Origin of the sequence: Erythrobacter longus, assembly GCF_000715015.1 — a bacterium.
Lineage (GTDB): Bacteria > Pseudomonadota > Alphaproteobacteria > Sphingomonadales > Sphingomonadaceae > Erythrobacter > Erythrobacter longus.
On record NZ_JMIW01000001.1, the window covers coordinates 273,021 to 291,493 of the forward strand.

Below are 18,473 nucleotides of genomic sequence, written 5' to 3' on the forward strand. Positions count from 1 at the left end.
GAATGCAAGCCGAATGCGCCGTCCATGTTTTGACTGTCCTATATGTGGCTTTTGACAGCGATCAGAATTGGGCTGACCCAAAGAAGATCGCAGGTCAACTGCGCGCGAAAGGCTTTGGAGGCCGACGTGTCGAGCACGCGTTTCAATTACTGGTTCAACTGCAAATGGTTGATGAAAAAAAGTTTGAAAGCGGATTGGTCGGATATCGGATCTCGTCGTATGGAATTGATTGGATCGAGAAATGCATGCCTTTAGCTGAAAAAGAGGGTGGAAATTACTCGTTTGACCTTCCTGTCTTCCGTACACTCAAGCTGGTTCCCCCGGACCAGTTCTATGCCCAGAAGGGCAGCAGGCCTGCTTGGAGTAACTCTGCCGTTAACTGGACGAAGTGGGGCGCAGTTGCTGCGCTCTTAGCCTTACCCACGATGATTGGCCTCTGGTGGTTTTCATGATGCGTTTTGTCCTTTCATCTTTGGCCCTCCTCAGCCTCACCGGCTGCCACATCCTCTTCCCCGAGGACCCGCGCGAGGGCTCTGAGCTCAGCGCAGATTGCCCCACCCGCGTCGCAGGCCTCCTCGGCCCGGCCTCCCAATTCGCCAATTACACAGAAGAAATGGGCGTCCCCACCTTCACCTTTGACATCACCAAGATGGCGTTTGAGGACATGCAGCGCCTGATGGTGGATGGCAGCGACGACACTGCTGGCAACCGTGCGATGACGTCCACCAACGAAACCTCGACTGCTGTCGATGTGTTCATGCGAACACCGGTCGATGAGAAGGGCGCTTTTTTCACAGGGCGCGACCCGGCGCTTTACCGGGTGCGCGGCGGGCTTCAGCCCAAGTCGACCATGATCGCGACCGGCTGTGCGCGGCAGCAAGAGGGAATGCGCCTCATCATGATTGATGTGGGCGCCGTCCCTGCCAACCAAGAAGCCAAAACCGACAACACCGAAACACCTCCTGAAAGCGAAAGCCAATAATGCCCAAACGTAATGACATCTCCTCTATCCTTGTGATTGGCGCAGGGCCGATCATTATCGGGCAGGCGTGCGAGTTCGATTATTCGGGCACGCAGGCGATTAAGGCTCTCAAAGAAGAGGGTTACCGGGTCATTCTGGTGAACTCGAACCCGGCAACGATCATGACCGATCCCGAGTTTGCGGACGCGACCTATATCGAGCCGGTCACGCCGGAAATCGTCGCCAAGATCATCGCCAAGGAAAAACCCGACGCGCTGCTCCCCACGATGGGCGGGCAGACGGCGCTGAACTGCGCGCTGGCTCTGGAGGAAATGGGCGTCCTTGAAGAGCACGGCGTGGAGATGATCGGGGCCAAGGCCGATGCCATCGACAAGGCAGAGAACCGTCAGCGCTTCCGCGATGCAATGGACAAAATCGGGCTGGAAAGCGCTCGCAGCGGCGTTGCCAACACCATCGAAGAAGCGCGCGAGATTGTGAAGCGCACAGGCCTTCCCTCGATTATCCGCCCAAGCTTTACCCTTGGCGGCACAGGCGGCGGGATTGCTTACAATACTCAGGAATTTGACCGGATCGTGCGCGAGGGGCTCGATGCCTCGCCCACCACCGAAGTTCTGATCGAAGAATCACTGCTGGGCTGGAAAGAATATGAGATGGAGGTTGTGCGCGATAAGGCGGACAATTGCATCATCATCTGCTCGATCGAAAACGTCGATCCGATGGGGGTCCACACCGGCGATTCCATAACGGTGGCCCCGGCGCTGACGCTGACGGACAAAGAATATCAGATTATGCGCAATGCCTCGATTGCGGTGTTGCGTGAGATTGGTGTTGAGACAGGCGGTTCCAACGTTCAATTCGCGGTGAACCCTGCCGATGGTCGTCTCATCGTGATTGAGATGAACCCGCGCGTTTCGCGCTCATCCGCTCTCGCCTCCAAGGCAACCGGCTTCCCGATTGCGCGTGTCGCGGCGAAACTGGCGGTGGGTTACACTCTTGATGAGATCACCAATGAGATCACCGGAGCAACGCCGGCGAGCTTTGAGCCCACAATCGACTATGTCGTCACCAAGATCCCGCGCTTTGCCTTTGAGAAGTTCAAGGGCGCTGAGCCATTGCTCGCAACGGCGATGAAATCGGTGGGCGAAGTCATGGCAATTGGCCGCAACTTTCAGGAGAGCGTGCAAAAGGCGCTTCGCGGGCTCGAGACGGGTCTTGATGGGTTTAACCGTATGGTTGATCTGGAAGGCGCATCAAAGGACGTCATCACCGCCGCTCTTTCAAAGCGCACACCGGACCGTCTTCTGCAAGTGGGACAAGCTTTCCGCGAGGGGCTCTCTCTTGAGGACATCCAGGACGTCACAGGCTACGACCCGTGGTTCCTGCGCCAGATCGAAGGGATTATTGAGGCGGAGAAGGAGGTTCAGGCCGATGGCCTTCCGCGCGATGCGCAGGGGCTTCGCCGCCTGAAATCCATGGGCTTTTCCGATAGGCGCCTTGCGACCCTTGCTGTGCGCTCTGTCGGTGTAAAGGACGGCCTTGCCGAAACGCAGGCGAAACGCTCTGGGCTTCTTCATGACGCGCTCCAGGCCATGGCCGGTGCTACCAGCGAAGAAGAAGTGCGCGCACTTCGCCAAAAACTTGGCGTCAATCCGGTGTTCAAACGCATCGACAGCTGCGCCGCCGAATTTGAGGCGATCACGCCCTACATGTACTCGACCTATGAGGCCCCGAGTTTTGGTGAGCCCGAGTGCGAGGCGGACGTTTCCTCCGCCAAGAAGATCGTCATCCTTGGCGGCGGCCCCAACCGGATCGGGCAGGGGATTGAGTTTGATTATTGCTGCGTCCACGCCTGCTTTGCGCTTGCCGAGCAGGGCTATGAGACGATCATGGTCAACTGCAACCCGGAGACCGTTTCGACCGATTATGACACTTCCGACCGCCTCTATTTTGAGCCGCTGACAGCAGAAGACGTGCTCGAAATCCTGCGCGTGGAACAGCAGTCGGGTGAGCTTGTTGGTGTCATCGTACAGTTCGGTGGGCAAACTCCGCTGAAATTGGCGCAGGCCTTGGAAGATGAAGGCATCCCGATCCTTGGCACATCGCCGGACGCCATCGACCATGCCGAAGACCGCGAAAGGTTTGCCAAGCTCGTCAACGAACTGGGCTTGAAACAGCCCGACAACGGCATCGCCTACACCCGCGATGAAGCCGCTGCCGCAGCTGCGCGCATTGGCTATCCGGTGCTCTTGCGACCAAGCTTCGTGCTGGGTGGGCGTGCGATGGAAATCGTCGATAGCGAGGCGCAGCTTGATGATTACATCAAGACCGCCGTGAACGTGTCGGGCGACAGCCCCGTGCTGGTCGATCAATATTTGCGCGACGCGATTGAGTGCGACGTCGATGCCCTGTGTGATGGCGACGAAGTGCGTGTTGCTGGCGTGATGCAGCACATCGAAGAGGCGGGCGTTCATTCCGGTGACAGCGCGTGCACGTTGCCGCCCTATTCGCTGCCAAAGGAAATCATCGAGGAGATGGAGCGTCAGGCAGAGGCGCTTGCCTTTGCGCTTAAAGTGCGGGGCCTTATGAATGTGCAATTCGCGGTGAAGGACGGTGAGGTCTACTTGATCGAAGTGAACCCGCGGGCAAGCCGGACCGTGCCTTTCGTTGCGAAGGCAATCGGGCAACCGGTTGCGAAAATCGCTGCGCGGGTAATGGCGGGCGAAAAGCTTGCCGATTTTGAACCCTTCCGCCGCGACTTGCCTTACATGGCGATCAAAGAAGCCGTGTTCCCATTTGCCCGGTTCCCCGGTTCGGACCCCGTCCTGTCGCCTGAAATGAAATCCACTGGCGAGGTTATGGGACTGGATTGTGCGTTTGAGCCTGCCTTCTTCAAATCACAGCTTGGCGCCGGGATGATACTTCCACAATCAGGCACTGTGTTTGTCTCGGTCAAGAATTCCGACAAGGTCAATATCGTGCCAGCGGTCAAAGACCTGCTCGATTGTGGTTTCACAGTAATCGCCACGGCGGGCACGCAAAAATACCTCTCGGAACAAGGGCTTGCGGTTGAACGGGTTAATAAAGTTGCTGAAGGGCAGCCGCATATTGTCGACAAAATCATCGACGGCGAGATCGCGCTCATCTTCAACACTACCGAAGGGTGGCAGTCTTTGAAAGATTCGAAATCCATCCGGGCAGGGGCCCTGGAAAAGAAGATCCCTTACTACACAACGGCTGCCGCATCGCGCGCGGTTGCTGCGTCAATAAAGGCGCTTGAACCCTCACAGCTTGAAGTTCGTTCCTTGCAAGACTATTATAGCTGAGCACTTACGACGTATCTCCCATAATTTCGCTGTTTCAAAGCTGCCTCGACCGGAGCGGCTGAGGGTGAAATTTCACGATTGCAAAGTGGGGATGCGTCCAGACTGAAAGAAACAGGAATGGCTACGATGGATAAGGTTCCGATGCTCGCTGAAGGTTATGAGCGTCTGACCGCAGATCTCAAAGCGCTTCGTGATGAACGCCCCCGGATCGTTGATGCGATCGAGGAAGCGCGCGCACACGGCGACTTGTCGGAGAATGCCGAATACCATGCCGCAAAAGAGCGTCAGGGCCAGGTCGAGGCGCAAATTGGTGATCTTGAGGGCAAGATTGGCCGCGCACAGATCATCGACCCGACAACATTGTCCGGCGACAAAGTGGTTTTTGGTGCCACAGTCACGCTGCTCGACGAAGATGATAAGACTGTGAAATATCAGATCGTGGGCGAGACAGAGGCGGATGCTGGCAAAGGGCGTATTTCCTATTCATCGCCGATTGCACGTGCCTTGATCGGTAAGCAGGTCGATGAAGAGGTCGAAGTGACTGTCCCATCCGGCGACAAGTTCTATCTCATCGAAAAGATCGAATTCATCTAAGCTTTGTCTGGTTAAGGCCTCAAATAAGGGGCTTTTCCCTTAAAACCTTTTCCATGGCATAATTGTGGATCCGGGTGCCGCGAAGTTCAAAGTCGCGGCGCTCAGTCACAGCATATCCCGCGCGCTCGAATGGTGTGCGGGCAAGCTCGCTCGCCTCGGTATAAAGCCTCGTCACGCCAAGCCTGTGCGCCTGCTCTTCGGCGTGCGCCAGCAATTGCGATGCCAGACCGCGCCCTGCGTGGGTGGGAGAGCGATAGAGCATATCGAGATGCCCGTCGGGCTCTAGCAAAGCGTAGGCGACAGGCATATCCGCGTCATCAGCCATGACATAGATATGATGGCCAGCCTTGGCCCTCTGCGTGAACCGCTGCGCACTGGTGTGTCCCGATGCCCAGACTTCGACCTGCTCAGGTGAGTAGGCCCGAGCACCAATGTTTCGGATCGCGTCCAAAGTAAGCGCGGCAAGCGCAGCGGCATCGCCGCTTAAAAACGGACGAATGGTGTAGGCCAATTGAGAAACGCTTAGTCTTCTGGCGTCAGCAGCTTGTGGATGTGGACGACGACATATTTCATTTCCGCATCATCAACTGTGCGCTGTGCTTGTGCGCGCCATGCATCGACCGCTGCGTCGTATGAACTGTAAACGCCAACGACGTGTACGCTTTCAGGGTCTGCAAATTCGTGCCCGCGCGGATCGGTTACACGGCCACCCATGACAAGGTGGAGACGTTGGCTTGTGGTTGCTTCTTCCATGATAGCTTCCTTGGGGAGGAGTTGGTGGGCAATCGCCCCTATTGTCTCGCCCGTTAAGCGATGCCTGCTTTTAGCACAAGGCGTGTGCATACCAATGTCTAAGGCTGCTTGTTCTTTAGTGGCTTATGCGGTCAGTCAGATCGCGTACGGCACGTTCGGCACGGCGCTTTGTCCGGCGCGTGGCACTGCGGCTCTTGTCCGCTGCACTTCCGGCAAGATAGCTGGCTTCGCGGCGCAATGAGCGGGCCTTCGAAGCGGCGGTGTCGCCAAGGTCTTCCAGAGTGTCTTTGGCGGCATTGGGACCGCCGAGCGCATCATCGATCAGCTTGATCGCATATCCTACAAGCGCATCGCCAATCAGCACCCAAACCGCATTTGTCCGGTCTTTGGCCGCAGTCTTCACCTTGCTCGCAGCCGCTCCCGTAGCGCTGCTTGCTGCGCCGCCGACTTTGCTGGCAGCACCGGTCGCAGCACTTGCTGCGCTTGAGGCAGCCTTTCTAGCAACCCGCCGACCCGGTTGCGTCATCAACCCAATGGCAAGGCCAATCACGACGGCACCCCCGATCACTTTAAGCGGGTTTTCCCGGGTGTAATCAACCGCAGCATCAATGGTTTCCTTGGCCTGTTCGCCCAAGGTACGTTCTGCAATACGGCGCTCGTTGGCTTCAATCTTTTGGCGCAGCGCATCGCGCTTTGTTTCATCTTGTGAAAGCTCAGGTGTCATTGGTACCTCCGCCAAGGGGCGTGTCTGTTAGTGTGTCTGAAATGGTGTCTGGAACCGTGTCGGTTTCGCTTGGCTGAACAGGCGCGATGTCACTCGCATCCGCGCTAATTTCGTCTACCTCTATTTCCTCAGCCCCAATTTCCTCACTCATCGCGGCGAGCAAAGGTTCGCGACTGAACCATAAGGCGAGTGCGCCCAGAACAATGGCAATGATACCGCGATTGTCGACAGTTTGGACCTTGGCGATCTCAAAGACGTCTTTGCCACCCTCGATTACTCCGCCAAAATAGCGGGAAGTGAGCCCTTTGGCAGAGAACGTCGTGCGAGCGTGTTCGACATCGGCCATCAGCACTTTTCTGGAGGAATCGCGAAGCGATCGATAGTCGGCAAGGCGTTCTTCAATCTTGCTCATGAGCTTTCCTCATCAGGAGAAGAGAACAGCGATGCGAGCTTTTTCGCGCGCTTAAATGCGCCCCATCCCAGCAATACGACGACCGCGATCAAGGCGCCAAACACAATAGCGATTGAGCCCCAAATGCCGGCCAATGGCTCGAACGCAAGCACAAGCCCGACAGCAAGCGCGAGGAACGCGATGTGCAGAAGGATAAGCGCGACAATGACAAGCCCAAGTGAAGCGCCCACCAAGCGACCGGCAAAAGCGGCCCTGGTCTTTTGAAAGCCCAGTTCAGCTTCGGCATAGGTGCGCGCGTTGTCAATCAGCGCTGAGGCCTCTTCCAATAACGAGGGATCGAACTGAGGATCGGGAGTTTCTCCCGTGTCCTCAGTCACAATATCGTTAGGGTCAGGCGAGCCGTCCCCGGCACCCTTGGCGCCGGTCTGGCCATGAGCCTCCTGCATTCAGTCCCCCTTCGTAAGCTTAAGGGCTTGGTTATTTCCGATTGCGGAAAAGGCGGGCGAGAAGGAAACCGGCAACCGCAGCAATGCCAACAGCTGCTGCCGGGCTCTTGCGGATCGCTTGGCGTGTGTCTTCGCCAAGCTCTTCAAGGCTTTTTGCTTCAAGCTTTGCCGAGGTTTCAACAAGAGTGCGCGATGCCGAACGGGCGTAGTCACCATATTGTTCGCCGAAGCGTTCATCCAACTGCGTAGCGGTGTCGCCCAGCGCCTTGCCAACCGATGCAATGGCATCGCTTGCCGCAGCCTTGCCGTCAACAGCAAGCTCGCCTGCTTTCACTCTTGCTTTTTCACCATATTCTTTGGCTTCAGCCATCACATCATCTCCACGGCTCTTGGCCTGTTGGCGCACTTCACCAGCGCGTGTGTTTGCTTCACTGCGAAGCGCTGCTGCGCCCGCTTTTGCTTCTGCAAGAGCTGCGTTGAAGCGGCTCTTGGCTTCGCCAGTGCCTGAGACAGCCTCTGTTTCGGCTTTCTTTGCGCTTGCGCCCGTTTTCTTGGGTGCAGCTTTTTTCGCCGTGGTTCGCTTGGCCGGTGTCTTAGCCGGGGTCTTGCTCGTCTTTGTTTCTGCCATGTGGTTTTAGCCCTCAAGTTTTGCGCGTTGCAGCATAACGCAAACGCGGCTGTGTGTCATGAAATTCTATGTCACTTGCACCGATCTTTTCTCCCGCATAAGGCGTGCAGCAAAGAAGCGATACAGACGTCCTTTGCGGGGTATCCGCGCGGGCATCATACCACTGATATAATCTCAACACGCCGGAGTTCCAATAATGACAGCGATAATCGACATACATGGACGTGAAATTCTCGACAGCCGGGGCACTCCGACGGTTGAAGTGGATGTTTTGCTCGACGACGGCAGTTTTGGCCGCGCGGCGGTTCCTTCGGGCGCATCGACCGGCGCACACGAGGCGGTTGAGCTGCGCGATGGTGATAAGGATCGCTATAAGGGCAAAGGCGTGTTGAAGGCGGTCGAAGCCGTAAACACAGAAATCCGTGACTTGTTGATCGACGCATTCGATGCCGAAGACCAGCGTGATATTGACCTCTCGCTCATTGCCTTAGATGGCACCGAGAACAAGGGCCGTCTCGGCGCAAATGCCATTTTGGGCACCAGCCTCGCCGTGGCCAAAGCTGCCGCTAATGCGCGCGGACTTCCGTTGTATTCCTATCTTGGTGGAGTGGCGGCACATGTTTTGCCCGTGCCGATGATGAATATCATAAATGGCGGCGAACACGCTGATAACCCAATTGATATCCAAGAATTTATGATCATGCCCGTGGGCGCTGACAGCATCGCAGAAGCGGTGCGTTGGGGTTCGGAAGTGTTCCATACTTTGAAAAAGGGCCTCCACGACAAAGGCCTTGCAACCAGCGTTGGCGATGAAGGCGGCTTTGCCCCTGACCTTGCCAGCACGCGGGCTGCGCTCGATTTCATTATGGCATCGGTTGAGCAGGCCGGGTTTAAGCCGGGCGACGATATTGTTCTCGCCCTCGATTGCGCCGCGACTGAATTTTACCGCGATGGCAAATATGAGATTTCGGGCGAGGGGCTGAGCCTCGATGGCCAAGGCATGGCAGATTACCTAGCCAAGCTGTGTGATGATTATCCCATCCTTTCCATCGAAGACGGCATGAGCGAAGATGATTTTGAGGGCTGGGCGGCTGTAACCAAAGCGATTGGTGACCGGGTACAGCTTGTAGGTGATGACCTGTTTGTGACCAACCCAGCGCGTCTGGGGCAGGGGATTGCCGATGGCCTCGCCAATTCGCTGCTCGTGAAAGTCAACCAGATCGGGACGCTCACCGAAACACTGGCCGCGGTCGATATGGCGACGCGTGCGCGATACACATCAGTGATGAGCCACCGTTCGGGCGAAACCGAGGATGCGACCATTGCCGATCTCGCGGTTGCGACCAATTGCGGTCAGATAAAGACCGGTTCGCTCGCACGCTCAGACAGGCTGGCCAAATACAACCAGCTCATTCGAATTGAAGAAGAGCTTGGCGATAGCGCCGTTTATGCAGGACGCGGCTGCTTTGGTTCGCTCGGTGCTTAGAATTGGGGCAAAGGGGTGGCCGCCTTCGATCAGGCGGCTATCCCAGTGCTCGCAAAATACTCATCCATCGCCCTCAGCCCTTTGTCAGTCAGACAGACAAGGACGCGGCGTTGATCCTCTGGATCGTGTTGCCGCAAGATGAGGTCATGCTCTGCCAAAACGCCGAGCCAGCGAAGGCCCGTGGTCGGCGGTGCGGCAGAGCCAATACACGCACTCGATACCGAAACTGGCTTGTTTTCGACATGAGCGATGTAAAGGTCCAAGAGAATATCCCACGCCGGTTCGCCGAAAATTTCATCGTTTTCGAAGATTTCAGACCGGCGGCGGCGGACGGCATACGCCTCCCGTGCTAAGCGGGCATATCTCCTCCGCTGGACCGTGATGTCCGCTGAAAAGAAAGGGGATGGAACAAGGCCCGCTCTTCTAGAAAGGGCCGCGCCCGCTTGCTGCTCGTTCTCTTTGCTGAAAAGCGCGCTGGCGGCTGTCTGAGAGGTTCTCTCCAAGCCAGGAACGCTGTTGGTCGTCCGGCGCAAAGCATCAGCGATAATGGAAAGGTGTTCTGCCAATGCGCCCAAATCAGTTTCCGCGTTGGAGCTATTTTCAGGTCGTGGGTGAACAGTCTCATTGAGCATCGGCCCCTCCTTAAAGTCGTTGACGGTGGCATCAAATGAGACGCCACCAGGTCAAGGGAGGCCTGGCGCCAAGCCGGTTTTGCCTGGATCGAATGAACGCCTGTGCCCCACACAAACTCTAGGCAGTTGTACGAGGCGATACATTACGTGGGACTGCGTAGAAATGGCTTATGATTCAGCCAATTCCGAGCAAATACGGTTAAAGACCATTCATATCGGAGGTATTAGTCCAGGTCTTCCTCAACGAAGAAGGCAGGCCTTCCATTGCCCGACTGAGGGGCCAATGCTGCGAGGTTCCTTTTAAGCTGCTCAATCGCGGCATTCACATGGATTGCAGCAATCCCAGCGCCCGCGTGATCAAGGATTTGCAAGACCGCTTCAAGCTCCTGCTTGCAGTGTTCGATATCATCTATTTCATACGAAGTGAGTTGGATCATAGCACCCTCCTTCTCTTAACTTCTTTGTTGATTGCACCGAAGGACCTCTAGGTAAGTTCCCTCAAGGTCGCCTTAGGCCCGTTTCGTAAAATGGTGCATCCGTAGAAATACCTAACCCTCGGGATAGGTCATCAATTCGCGATTATCTGTGAAGTGTTTGGGATGAAGCGAGGCCTGCAGACTGGCTCGATCAGTTACCGCTTCAGGCGTCGAAGCGTGCGGCCAATGACAACAAGGCAAGAGCCGCTTTTGCAGCCTCTCCGCCTTTATCCTTTTGCGCAGGATCAGCTCTGACCAAGGCCTGCGCGTCGTTTTCTACCGTCAGGATGCCATTGCCAATGGCAATGCCGTCCATGGTGAGAGCCATGATCGCCCGGGCGCTCTCACCTGCGACGATCTCGAAATGATAGGTTTCGCCCCGGATCACGACGCCAATCGCCACAAAGGCGTCATATTCTCCGCTTTCCGCTGCAAGAGCAATCGCACCGGGGACCTCCAGCGCGCCTGGCACAGTGAGAACTTCAACCTCATGGCCCGCCGCCTCAATCACAGCTCGGGCGCCAGCGATCAGCATGTCGTTAAAATTCTCGTAGAAACGCGCTTCAACGATCAAGATTTTCGCCATGGGTCTGTCCTTTGCTGCAATTGGATAAGCGCTCAAAAAGGGATGTGCCAAAGGTTTGAACGCGTTGATTGGGTAGGGGGCCGCCTATGATGCGTGACGGTGCGCGAGGCAAGCCGCCTACCACCATTCTTGTTCACATCATAACCCAGCAGATCAATCAGGGATGGACTGGTGTCCGGCAATCGAAATGCCATAGCCTTCGAGCGCGACCAGATCAGGGCGCGAATTGGAAAGCAGTACCATGTCCTGCACACCAAGGTCGGCGAGGATTTGAGAGCCGATACCGATATTGCGGTGCTCTTCATCGGGCGTCCATTTTGCACCTTGTCCAACGCGCTGGGTCAAGATGACAATGATGCCCGCACCCTTTTCGCCGATCGCTCCCATGGCGCGCTGCAGTGTGCGTTTGCGCGGCCCAGGGGCGCCAAGAACATCGTCGAACACAGAGATAGGGTGCACACGGGCGAGGGTAGGCTCATCGGGCGTCACATGCCCTTTTTGGAGGACGTAGGCCATGTTGTCAGAGACCGTATTGCGGTAAGTGATCATGCGCCATTGGCCACCGTAATCGCTTTCAAAGCTGCTTTCATCGACGCGTTCGACCAGATGGTCATTGCGCATCCGGTAGGCGATCAAATCGCGGATGGTGCCGATTTTGAGGCTGTGCTTGCGTGCAAACTCGATAAGGTCATCGAGCCGTGCCATTGTCCCATCTTCATTCATGATCTCGCAGATCACGCCTGAGGGGTTAAGGCCAGCGAGCCGCGAGATGTCCACCGCCGCCTCTGTGTGCCCAGCGCGCACCAAAGTGCCACCTTCACGCGCCATCAGGGGGAAGACATGGCCTGGCGTCACGATGTCATCTGCGCCCTTGCTCGCATCAATAGCGACTGAAATGGTGCGCGCTCGATCAGCGGCGGAAATCCCTGTCGTCACCCCATCCTTCGCCTCAATCGAGACGGTGAAAGCGGTTTGCATGCTTTCCTTATTGTTGCGGCTCATTGGGTCGAGGCCGAGTTGGTCCACGCGCGCCTTATCAAGAGCCAGGCAGATCAGCCCGCGGCCGTGGGTCGCCATAAAGTTGACCGCAGCAGGCGTTGCCATCTGGGCAGGAATGATGAGATCGCCCTCATTTTCGCGGTCCTCATCGTCGACAAGGATGTACATGCGCCCGTTGCGCGCCTCGTCGATGATCTCTTCAGCGCCCACAAGCACAGGCGTGCTATCGTTCGCGTCGAGGAACTTTTGCAATTTAGCGAGAGTTTCTGCTGTAGGGTTCCATTCAGGCTCGCTTGCATCGCGCAAAGTGTTGGCATGAAGGCCCGCTGCACGCGCAATTCCGGCTTTGGTGTATGCGCCTTGGTCGATCAGGTCACGAACCTGTGTGATTGTTGATGTGCTCATGATGTTCGAATAGCACATTTCAATGTGATTGCAAGTATGGCGCTGTGGTGCGATGGTTTGAGCACATATCGGGGCTGTCGTGCTTTGGCCCGCGAACTGGCGCCCTGATGGCGGTGTTATCTCGCCTTCGCCTAGACTTGAAGTGGTTTGGCCACTTGTTCCCTCAGGCATCTGTTTTAAAGTATTTTTGTCCCGATTTAGTAGTCCCAAGGTTATGCTGGAAGTGGTGCGATAAGTAAGGGTTGCCGCATCGCCTGTTTGGCGCTCTTTCCCAAAACTCCGGTGCTGCATCGCAGAGTTGTTCAACGGATTAACGGCGGTATCGTGCTGGATATTTGCGCCGCCGAATTTCTCAAGCGCGTTGTTTAGTTTTTGCTCGAAGTGCTGCAAGACGTCTTGAAGACTACGAGATCGGCCAGATCGCGCATAAAAAATCGACCGGTTCACCCGGGCCGCTTTGGGAAAAAGTTGCGCTGCAGAAGCGCCGGGATTGCGCTTCCATGCCGTCATGAATCGCGATGCGCCGCCTGTCCCAAGGAAATGCGCCAAGTAAAGCTCCGTGCCATTGGCTCGCCTGCCCAGCACTACCTCCAGACGTCTTCCGTTCTCTAGGGCATAGGCGGCCGCAACGATGGAGGCGAGCTCGGGATCAAAGCGCCAATCGAGCCTCTCTCGCCGCGAAGCGCTCTGCCCTAGATCCGCAGCAGTGCCGATCTGAGCTTGATACCGTTCCAGACTGCGCAGCCACGTTCCCTCGATGAATTGAAAGAGACCAGCGGCGCTAGAGGATGACGCCTTGGCGTCAGCGTTGAGGCCCGATTCAATCTGCGCCTTTGCAAGCAGATACTGATAGTCCACGCCCGTCTGCTGCGAAGCTTTCCAGATTGCGCGCATGACGTGTCTTTTCGATGGCGAAAGCGCCCTATTTTGCCCCTTGTTCCGATTTTGGCGCAGGTCATAGCCAGGCATCAGGTTAGAGTGCTTTTGGGGCTGCTGGCCAAACGCTTCATAGCTTGATCGCTCTGGGGAAAGGGGGGCGATGGACCCGGCGTTTGCAGGCAGCGAAGCGCACATAAGGCACGCCAGCACCATAACCCTGAAAATTGCAGCTGCCCTCACCATGGAAGAGCGGTAGGCGGCCTCGAGTTAAGAAGCGGCTGTTGGAAATTGGTGAATTTTGAACAAACAGCCTTGAATCTTTAAAACGATATGGGATCAGGCAGGGGTGGCGGACGTAAGAGTATGGATGCCAAGCGCTTGCTGATCGGGCACCTCCAAACGCCTTGGAGCCCTCACACAGTGGTGTTCGAGACGACCTGAAGAATGGTGTGTAAAGATCTGTTTATAAACGCAAATGCCGTTTAATCCATCTGTCAAAGCGTGCCTTTAGCTTTCGACATTGAGCCCATTACGAGCTCGCAATAAGGGGTTCGATGATAGGGTGTTTCTCCCTTGGCTCGGCACCCAACCAGGCCCACGCATAATCCTCTTGACCCAGTTCAAAGGTTCGAATTTCCATCTTGATCAATGGTTGCAGCGTGGTGATCCATTTCTCCATCCATTTAGGAGCACCCACCACCGCGTATTTCTTTAAGTCGCTGAACATCGCCAGCTTCATGCGGATATAATCCATGTGGAAGGCACCCGAAGGTTCAAATCCGGCATAGTTGCGTAAGATCAGGATCATCCCTTCGGGCGGGGCTGACTTGTGCCGCTTGTTAAGCTCAGCAGCGATAGCGTGAAGCTCTTCGGCAGCGATTTTGCCATCGACCACAAAGCCTACGATGGTGTCGCAGTCCGTCTCAAGGATCTCGACGGTTTGTCCTCTTGGCAGCGCAGAGCTGCCTTCGATCCATTCTCTGGCAAGGTAACATTGGTCCTGATGGAATAGTTCATAGCTGATACCGGGTAAGAGTGCGCTTTCAGCTTTGGAAAGAGCGCGCATCAAGGTATCATCGCTAACAATTGCGACACGCCCCAACTGATCGCGCCGAACAAAGATATCGAGGGCATTGCGCAGCCCATGAACGATTGCCCGCACGGACATCTCAATGTCTTTGTCCAGTTCGTAGTAGAGGTTGACCGGTCCGTCATTTTCGAACGCCAGCTGGAGCTCGTGCGTGAGTTGGTCGGTGTCCTCAGGCTCAATTCTCCGGTTCAAGCGGCATGCGACGACGCCGGGTGTTGTTGAGAGAAACTCGATCATCTGGACCTCCTGCGTCTCGCTTTGTCATCGGCATACTATCTCCGCTTATAGCCTCGGACGTTACGCAAATATCCGTAGGCCCGACTTGCGCCGCACGCCTTAACAGTGCTCACTTTTTGCCGCGCGACCCTAGGGGGTTTCCTTAGTGAGCTGTTGAAGGCCGCGAGCTATTCCGGTTCAGCAAACTTAACGCAAAGGAACACGGGCATGAAAATCGCGACAGGCACGCTGGTGATGGCGATGGATGGAAGCAAAGCGCATCTCTTCAAGAACGCCGGGGATACGCAAAAACCCTTGCTCGAGCCCATTAGTTCGCATCAAGCGGCCAATCCGCGGTCGAGCGAGCAGGGCACCGACCGGCCTGGACGCTCTTTTTCGAGTGGATCGCCGCGCCGAAGCGCGATGGGTGAAACCGATCTGCACGATCTGGCCGAAACAGACTTCGTGCGCGAGGCTTCACAACTCTTGGATAAAACACAGCAGGAGCATGATCGCGGCGTCATTCTACTGGCTTCCCCCACAGTCTTGGGCGAGTTTCGCAAATGCTGCCCCGAGCGGCTGAGACCTTCGATCTTGGCGGAAATAGGCAAAGACGTGGTGAACCACGCACCAGACAAGATCGTTTCAATCATTGATGCAGTCGATGGCTGACATACTTTACCCCACGAAATGTCGGAGTTGAACATGGCCACACAGCCTCCAAAGCCGGATCGCATTGAACCTGCCGCGCCGCCAGAACGTCCACAGCGCGAGCCCGAGCCGGGGCCATTTAGTCCACCGGAAACCGAACCCCTTGCGCCGGACATTTATGAACCTGATGGATCGCCTGATGAGTTTCCCACACCAGAATGATCTCTAGGGTCCTGACCCTAGTGCGAGCGCAATTATCGGTTGTTCGCAGATGGCTCACTCTTGATCAGGCTGCGGTGTGTCTTGAGAAGGGGTTTCCTCGATAGGAAGCTCCCGGACAGGTATCTCGGGCAAGTTCACCTGCACACCCTCTTCGGGGGCCGTCGTCCATTCTGAAGATGGAGGTGCAGGCTGCTGTGCCGATTGCTGGGTGCCGAAAATGACATCTCGAAAGAGCACCAGACCGCCCACAATGGTCAAGAGTATGAGGATGAGCGCCCAGAAGGGAGCAAATTTGCTTCTTTGATTGCTTGCCATGTTGGTTTCCCAAGTTTCACGAATGCGCCCAGTATCGCTGGCAATCAGAGGGCGCTTTATCCGGAAACCTCCTTAGTCGCGTGGGCCCACGAGCCATGCGGAACAAAGAGTGCTAAGGTGCAGACCTTGGTGTCACCTTGCTAAAAACAAAGCCATGATAGCGGCTCTTATTGAGGATCGGGCCTTTTGGCCGGGGTCTTAGTGTCTCTATCCTCTCCAATACCTGCGGCAAATGCTATCCGCAAAAGGTCAGACAGATTGTACACGTCCAGCTTCTTCATCGCGTTAGCGCGGTGTATTTCAACCGTGCGCGGGCTGATGTCGAGATCATAGCCGATGGTCTTGTTTGGATAGCCCTTGGTAAGCCCTACTAAAACGTCGTGCTCTCGCGGTGTGAGAGCGTTTACAAGCAATTCCGCTTCCTTGCGGCGTTTACTCTTTTGGCCAGATCGCTCAAGCTGGTCGAACGCTTCCGCAATGGCATCAAGCAGTGTTTCTTTTGCGAACGGTTTTTCGATAAAATCAATCGCTCCGCCCTTCATTGCTTTGACGGCGATTTCGACATCGCCATGGCCCGTCATCACGACGACAGGAAAGGCAATGCCGCGGTCGCGCAGTTCAGCTTGAACTTCCAAACCATCGATCTCAGACATTTGGATATCAAGCAGCGCGCAGCCCGGATCGAGCGATCCGGCTTCTTTCAGAAATGCGGTTCCACTTTCGAAAGACCTGACGGTGAGGCCCGAAGTCTTGAGCATAAATCCAACAGAGCGGCGAACGCTCTCATCGTCGTCAACGAGATAGATGGGATACTTAACCGTCATCGCCCGATACCTCTGCCAGTGGGACTGTAAAGTGGAAGGCCGTGCCGCCAAAGTCGGATGGCTCGACCCAGATTTTGCCGTCATGCGACTGAACGATTGAGTGGCAGATCGAAAGGCCAAGACCCATTCCATCAGACTTGGTGCTGTTGAATGGGTGGAACAAGCGCTCTGCTACATTCTTGTCGAGCCCCGGGCCGCTATCAATCACGGATACTTGCGCGAAAGCACCACCCTTGCGCTGGGTTTCTACTCGCAAGTGCTTGTGTTCAGAATCTAGCATTGCTTCGAGCGCATTGCGGATGAGGTTAAGAACCACCTGTTGCATTTGGACGGGGTCCACGATGACCTGATCTGCATCGGTATCGATTTGAGTTTCAAAATCGACGCCTTTGCCATCGCCATTCATCAGGGCAAGGGCGGATGCCTCTTGAATAATCCGTCCAAGGCTGGCCACCTGACGCTCTGTTTCGCCCCGCTTGATAAAGTCGCGCAGGCGATGGACAATCTGCCCTGCCTTTAATGCGGCTGATGCACATTCGTCGAGCGCTTCGCGAACAAGTTCAATGTTGTGCGCCGTTGGGTCTGCAAGCAGATCGCGCGCAGCATTGGCATAATTGGAGACCACGGTGAGCGGCTGATTGAGCTCATGAGCCAACGATGTTGCGAGCGAGCCCATTGATGAGATCCTCGACACATGCGCCAATTCATTTTGCAGCGTGTGAAGCTCTCGTTTGGCTTCTACGCTCTCAGTCAAATCGCGAATGTAGGCAATATATGCCTTGTTACCTTCTGATCCCAGATCACCAATTTCCAGCTTTATTGGAAAGGTGCTTCCATCGCGGTGCCGGGCCGTCGTGACCCGGCCAGAGCCTATGATCTTTGCTTCACCGGTTAAGGCATAGTTGTGCATGTAGCGATCATGCCGCTCTCGGTCAGGTGAGGGCATCAAAATGCCTACGTTCTCTCCAAGAACGTCAGCCTCGTGATAGCCGAAGATGTCGTGTGCGCCCTTGCTGAAGGTCAAAATCGTCCCATGCTGGTCAGAAATGACGATGGCATCAGGCGCTGTGTCGATTAGCGCGTGCAACTCTTCTGCACTGCGCAGTGACAAAAACGACTTAGGGTCTGCTTTTTCTTGTCCGGCCATGGTCACAGCATTCCTTTGGATGGACGTGTTCAAAAACCTGCCCACGGTCCTGTTCCTAGGATATTTACCTATATTAGGCCAGTCTGGCTTTGGGGCATTCCAGCCTCATGAAACGCATCGCGATCATTGATGGACACCCCAGCGGGGAGCCAGATCACTACATCCACGCGCTTGCAGATGCTTATCAGAAAGGCGCAGAAGAGCTCCACGAAGTGAGGCGTATCAATATCGCCGAATTGGATTTTGCAATTCTTCGCGAACCACGGGTGTGGCATGAGCTTGAACCGGAAGAGGATATTGCAGAAGCCCAGAAAGACATTGCCTGGGCTGACCATCTGGTCATCCTTTACCCCTTGTGGATGGGCGATGTTCCCGCGCTACTGAAAGCGTTTCTGGAACAGGTATTTCGCCCCGGTTTTGCGATTGAGATTACGGCGCGCGCAAACTGGCGAAAACTGCTTACAGGCAAAACGGCCAGAGTCATCGTCACCATGGGAACGCCTGCGCCGATCTATCGCTATTTCTTCTTCTCGCACAGTGTGAAGAGCCTGAAACGTCACATCTTGCACTTTGTCGGGATAAAGCCAGTTCGAACAACCATTATTGGGCGGGTTGATAGCTGGGCTGGTTATCGCAAAAAATGGCTGAAGCGTGCTGAAACCATGGGACGGCGAGGGCGGTGA

22 protein-coding genes and 1 pseudogene are annotated in these 18,473 nt (G+C 55.7%); 8 read left to right on the forward strand and 15 right to left on the reverse strand.

Annotation, left to right across the window (positions count from 1 at the left end; translation table 11 throughout):
• Positions 1-2 precede the first annotated feature (2 nt).
• The 4 genes from EH31_RS01320 (at position 3) to greA (ending at position 4,899) form a co-directional block, all read left to right on the forward strand.
• Positions 3-452 carry a hypothetical protein gene (locus tag EH31_RS01320; RefSeq protein WP_034957623.1) on the forward strand — a complete coding sequence of 150 codons (450 nt, stop codon included), beginning with the start codon at positions 3-5 and terminating at the stop codon, positions 450-452.
• The gene (locus EH31_RS01325) at positions 449-982 is read left to right on the forward strand and encodes a hypothetical protein (RefSeq protein WP_034957625.1); all 534 of its coding nucleotides are present in this window, start codon (positions 449-451) and stop codon (positions 980-982) included. The genes EH31_RS01320 and EH31_RS01325 overlap by 4 nt, the downstream gene beginning before the upstream one ends.
• Positions 982-4,305, forward strand: a complete 3,324-nt coding sequence (gene carB, locus EH31_RS01330; RefSeq protein WP_034957626.1) for a carbamoyl-phosphate synthase large subunit — start codon at positions 982-984, stop codon at positions 4,303-4,305. Before EH31_RS01325 ends, carB begins: the two co-directional genes overlap by 1 nt.
• Before the next feature lie 117 nt (positions 4,306-4,422).
• Entirely contained in the window at positions 4,423-4,899 is a 477-nt protein-coding gene (gene greA / locus EH31_RS01335; RefSeq protein ID WP_034957627.1) for a transcription elongation factor GreA, read from the forward strand.
• 19 nt (positions 4,900-4,918) lie between these two features.
• Here the strand turns inward: greA and EH31_RS01340 are convergent, their stop codons facing one another.
• From EH31_RS01340 to EH31_RS01365, 6 genes are all read right to left on the reverse strand, one after another.
• Positions 4,919-5,410 carry a GNAT family N-acetyltransferase gene (locus tag EH31_RS01340; RefSeq protein WP_034957628.1) on the reverse strand — a complete coding sequence of 164 codons (492 nt, stop codon included), beginning with the start codon at positions 5,408-5,410 and terminating at the stop codon, positions 4,919-4,921.
• Positions 5,411-5,421: 11 nt separating this feature from the next.
• Positions 5,422-5,652 (reverse strand): DUF4170 domain-containing protein, encoded by a 231-nt coding sequence (locus EH31_RS01345; protein WP_034957629.1) that lies wholly within the window; start codon positions 5,650-5,652, stop codon positions 5,422-5,424.
• Positions 5,653-5,767: 115 nt separating this feature from the next.
• The gene (locus EH31_RS17690; protein ID WP_034957630.1) at positions 5,768-6,376 is read right to left on the reverse strand and encodes a hypothetical protein; all 609 of its coding nucleotides are present in this window, start codon (positions 6,374-6,376) and stop codon (positions 5,768-5,770) included.
• Positions 6,366-6,788 (reverse strand): hypothetical protein, encoded by a 423-nt coding sequence (locus EH31_RS01355; RefSeq protein ID WP_034957631.1) that lies wholly within the window; start codon positions 6,786-6,788, stop codon positions 6,366-6,368. The genes EH31_RS17690 and EH31_RS01355 overlap by 11 nt, the downstream gene beginning before the upstream one ends.
• Positions 6,785-7,234 carry a phage holin family protein gene (locus EH31_RS16630; RefSeq protein WP_051698843.1) on the reverse strand — a complete coding sequence of 150 codons (450 nt, stop codon included), beginning with the start codon at positions 7,232-7,234 and terminating at the stop codon, positions 6,785-6,787. The genes EH31_RS01355 and EH31_RS16630 overlap by 4 nt, the downstream gene beginning before the upstream one ends.
• A 31-nt stretch (positions 7,235-7,265) precedes the next feature.
• Positions 7,266-7,862 (reverse strand): hypothetical protein, encoded by a 597-nt coding sequence (locus EH31_RS01365; RefSeq protein WP_034957632.1) that lies wholly within the window; start codon positions 7,860-7,862, stop codon positions 7,266-7,268.
• Between the two features lie 196 nt (positions 7,863-8,058).
• On the opposite strand from EH31_RS01365, the gene eno reads away from it, so the two are divergent.
• Positions 8,059-9,348: a phosphopyruvate hydratase gene (gene eno, locus EH31_RS01370; protein WP_034957633.1), complete on the forward strand. Its 1,290-nt coding sequence runs from the start codon at positions 8,059-8,061 to the stop codon at positions 9,346-9,348.
• A 29-nt stretch (positions 9,349-9,377) separates the two neighbouring features.
• Here the strand turns inward: eno and EH31_RS17775 are convergent, their stop codons facing one another.
• The 6 genes and pseudogenes from EH31_RS17775 to EH31_RS01400 all read right to left on the reverse strand — a co-directional run bounded on the left by EH31_RS17775 (position 9,378) and on the right by EH31_RS01400 (position 14,652).
• The gene (locus EH31_RS17775) at positions 9,378-9,980 is read right to left on the reverse strand and encodes a helix-turn-helix domain-containing protein (RefSeq protein WP_081853162.1); all 603 of its coding nucleotides are present in this window, start codon (positions 9,978-9,980) and stop codon (positions 9,378-9,380) included.
• A gap of 224 nt (positions 9,981-10,204) precedes the next feature.
• Complete coding sequence (locus EH31_RS01380; protein ID WP_034957634.1) at positions 10,205-10,417, reverse strand: hypothetical protein; 213 nt, start codon at positions 10,415-10,417, stop codon at positions 10,205-10,207.
• Between the two features lie 202 nt (positions 10,418-10,619).
• Positions 10,620-11,042, reverse strand: coding sequence for a 6,7-dimethyl-8-ribityllumazine synthase (gene ribH / locus EH31_RS01385; protein ID WP_034957636.1), 423 nt, complete (start codon positions 11,040-11,042; stop codon positions 10,620-10,622).
• Positions 11,043-11,195: 153 nt separating this feature from the next.
• Complete coding sequence (gene ribB / locus EH31_RS17900) at positions 11,196-12,446, reverse strand: 3,4-dihydroxy-2-butanone-4-phosphate synthase (RefSeq protein ID WP_034958731.1); 1,251 nt, start codon at positions 12,444-12,446, stop codon at positions 11,196-11,198.
• Between the two features lie 627 nt (positions 12,447-13,073).
• Positions 13,074-13,568, reverse strand: a pseudogene (locus EH31_RS18085) (transglycosylase SLT domain-containing protein); the annotation flags it as partial.
• Positions 13,569-13,854: 286 nt separating this feature from the next.
• Positions 13,855-14,652 (reverse strand): SpoIIAA family protein, encoded by a 798-nt coding sequence (locus EH31_RS01400; protein WP_034957637.1) that lies wholly within the window; start codon positions 14,650-14,652, stop codon positions 13,855-13,857.
• Between the two features lie 207 nt (positions 14,653-14,859).
• Here EH31_RS01400 and EH31_RS01405 point away from each other — a divergent pair, with 207 nt between their 5' ends.
• Together EH31_RS01405 and EH31_RS17695 are read left to right on the forward strand one after the other, a co-directional pair.
• Positions 14,860-15,303 (forward strand): baeRF12 domain-containing protein, encoded by a 444-nt coding sequence (locus EH31_RS01405; protein ID WP_051698844.1) that lies wholly within the window; start codon positions 14,860-14,862, stop codon positions 15,301-15,303.
• Positions 15,304-15,336: 33 nt separating this feature from the next.
• Entirely contained in the window at positions 15,337-15,504 is a 168-nt protein-coding gene (locus EH31_RS17695) for a hypothetical protein (RefSeq protein ID WP_169738758.1), read from the forward strand.
• A 54-nt stretch (positions 15,505-15,558) separates the two neighbouring features.
• Here EH31_RS17695 and EH31_RS01410 read toward each other — a convergent pair whose 3' ends face one another.
• From EH31_RS01410 to EH31_RS01420, 3 genes are all read right to left on the reverse strand, one after another.
• Entirely contained in the window at positions 15,559-15,819 is a 261-nt protein-coding gene (locus EH31_RS01410; RefSeq protein ID WP_034957638.1) for a hypothetical protein, read from the reverse strand.
• A 167-nt stretch (positions 15,820-15,986) separates the two neighbouring features.
• A complete protein-coding gene (locus tag EH31_RS01415; RefSeq protein WP_051698845.1) occupies positions 15,987-16,643 on the reverse strand; it encodes a response regulator transcription factor in 657 nt (218 codons plus the stop codon).
• A complete protein-coding gene (locus EH31_RS01420) occupies positions 16,633-17,790 on the reverse strand; it encodes a PAS domain-containing sensor histidine kinase (RefSeq protein WP_034957639.1) in 1,158 nt (385 codons plus the stop codon). Before EH31_RS01420 ends, EH31_RS01415 begins: the two co-directional genes overlap by 11 nt.
• A 107-nt stretch (positions 17,791-17,897) precedes the next feature.
• On the opposite strand from EH31_RS01420, the gene EH31_RS01425 reads away from it, so the two are divergent.
• Positions 17,898-18,473: an NAD(P)H-dependent oxidoreductase gene (locus tag EH31_RS01425; protein ID WP_034957640.1), complete on the forward strand. Its 576-nt coding sequence runs from the start codon at positions 17,898-17,900 to the stop codon at positions 18,471-18,473.

What these genes read in the sequence shown, in the direction of transcription:
- EH31_RS01320 (WP_034957623.1), top strand. Translation starts at nt 3, where the DNA reads ATGCAAGCCGAATGCGCCGTCCATGTTTTGACTGTCCTATATGTGGCT.
- EH31_RS01325 (WP_034957625.1), top strand. Translation starts at nt 449, where the DNA reads ATGATGCGTTTTGTCCTTTCATCTTTGGCCCTCCTCAGCCTCACCGGC.
- carB (WP_034957626.1), top strand. Translation starts at nt 982, where the DNA reads ATGCCCAAACGTAATGACATCTCCTCTATCCTTGTGATTGGCGCAGGG.
- greA (WP_034957627.1), top strand. Translation starts at nt 4,423, where the DNA reads ATGGCTACGATGGATAAGGTTCCGATGCTCGCTGAAGGTTATGAGCGT.
- EH31_RS01345 (WP_034957629.1), bottom strand. Translation starts at nt 5,652, where the DNA reads ATGGAAGAAGCAACCACAAGCCAACGTCTCCACCTTGTCATGGGTGGC.
- EH31_RS17690 (WP_034957630.1), bottom strand. Translation starts at nt 6,376, where the DNA reads ATGACACCTGAGCTTTCACAAGATGAAACAAAGCGCGATGCGCTGCGC.
- EH31_RS01355 (WP_034957631.1), bottom strand. Translation starts at nt 6,788, where the DNA reads ATGAGCAAGATTGAAGAACGCCTTGCCGACTATCGATCGCTTCGCGAT.
- EH31_RS16630 (WP_051698843.1), bottom strand. Translation starts at nt 7,234, where the DNA reads ATGCAGGAGGCTCATGGCCAGACCGGCGCCAAGGGTGCCGGGGACGGC.
- EH31_RS01365 (WP_034957632.1), bottom strand. Translation starts at nt 7,862, where the DNA reads ATGGCAGAAACAAAGACGAGCAAGACCCCGGCTAAGACACCGGCCAAG.
- eno (WP_034957633.1), top strand. Translation starts at nt 8,059, where the DNA reads ATGACAGCGATAATCGACATACATGGACGTGAAATTCTCGACAGCCGG.
- EH31_RS17775 (WP_081853162.1), bottom strand. Translation starts at nt 9,980, where the DNA reads ATGCTCAATGAGACTGTTCACCCACGACCTGAAAATAGCTCCAACGCG.
- EH31_RS01380 (WP_034957634.1), bottom strand. Translation starts at nt 10,417, where the DNA reads ATGATCCAACTCACTTCGTATGAAATAGATGATATCGAACACTGCAAG.
- ribH (WP_034957636.1), bottom strand. Translation starts at nt 11,042, where the DNA reads ATGGCGAAAATCTTGATCGTTGAAGCGCGTTTCTACGAGAATTTTAAC.
- ribB (WP_034958731.1), bottom strand. Translation starts at nt 12,446, where the DNA reads ATGAGCACATCAACAATCACACAGGTTCGTGACCTGATCGACCAAGGC.
- EH31_RS01400 (WP_034957637.1), bottom strand. Translation starts at nt 14,652, where the DNA reads ATGATCGAGTTTCTCTCAACAACACCCGGCGTCGTCGCATGCCGCTTG.
- EH31_RS01405 (WP_051698844.1), top strand. Translation starts at nt 14,860, where the DNA reads ATGAAAATCGCGACAGGCACGCTGGTGATGGCGATGGATGGAAGCAAA.
- EH31_RS17695 (WP_169738758.1), top strand. Translation starts at nt 15,337, where the DNA reads ATGGCCACACAGCCTCCAAAGCCGGATCGCATTGAACCTGCCGCGCCG.
- EH31_RS01410 (WP_034957638.1), bottom strand. Translation starts at nt 15,819, where the DNA reads ATGGCAAGCAATCAAAGAAGCAAATTTGCTCCCTTCTGGGCGCTCATC.
- EH31_RS01415 (WP_051698845.1), bottom strand. Translation starts at nt 16,643, where the DNA reads ATGACGGTTAAGTATCCCATCTATCTCGTTGACGACGATGAGAGCGTT.
- EH31_RS01420 (WP_034957639.1), bottom strand. Translation starts at nt 17,790, where the DNA reads ATGGCCGGACAAGAAAAAGCAGACCCTAAGTCGTTTTTGTCACTGCGC.
- EH31_RS01425 (WP_034957640.1), top strand. Translation starts at nt 17,898, where the DNA reads ATGAAACGCATCGCGATCATTGATGGACACCCCAGCGGGGAGCCAGAT.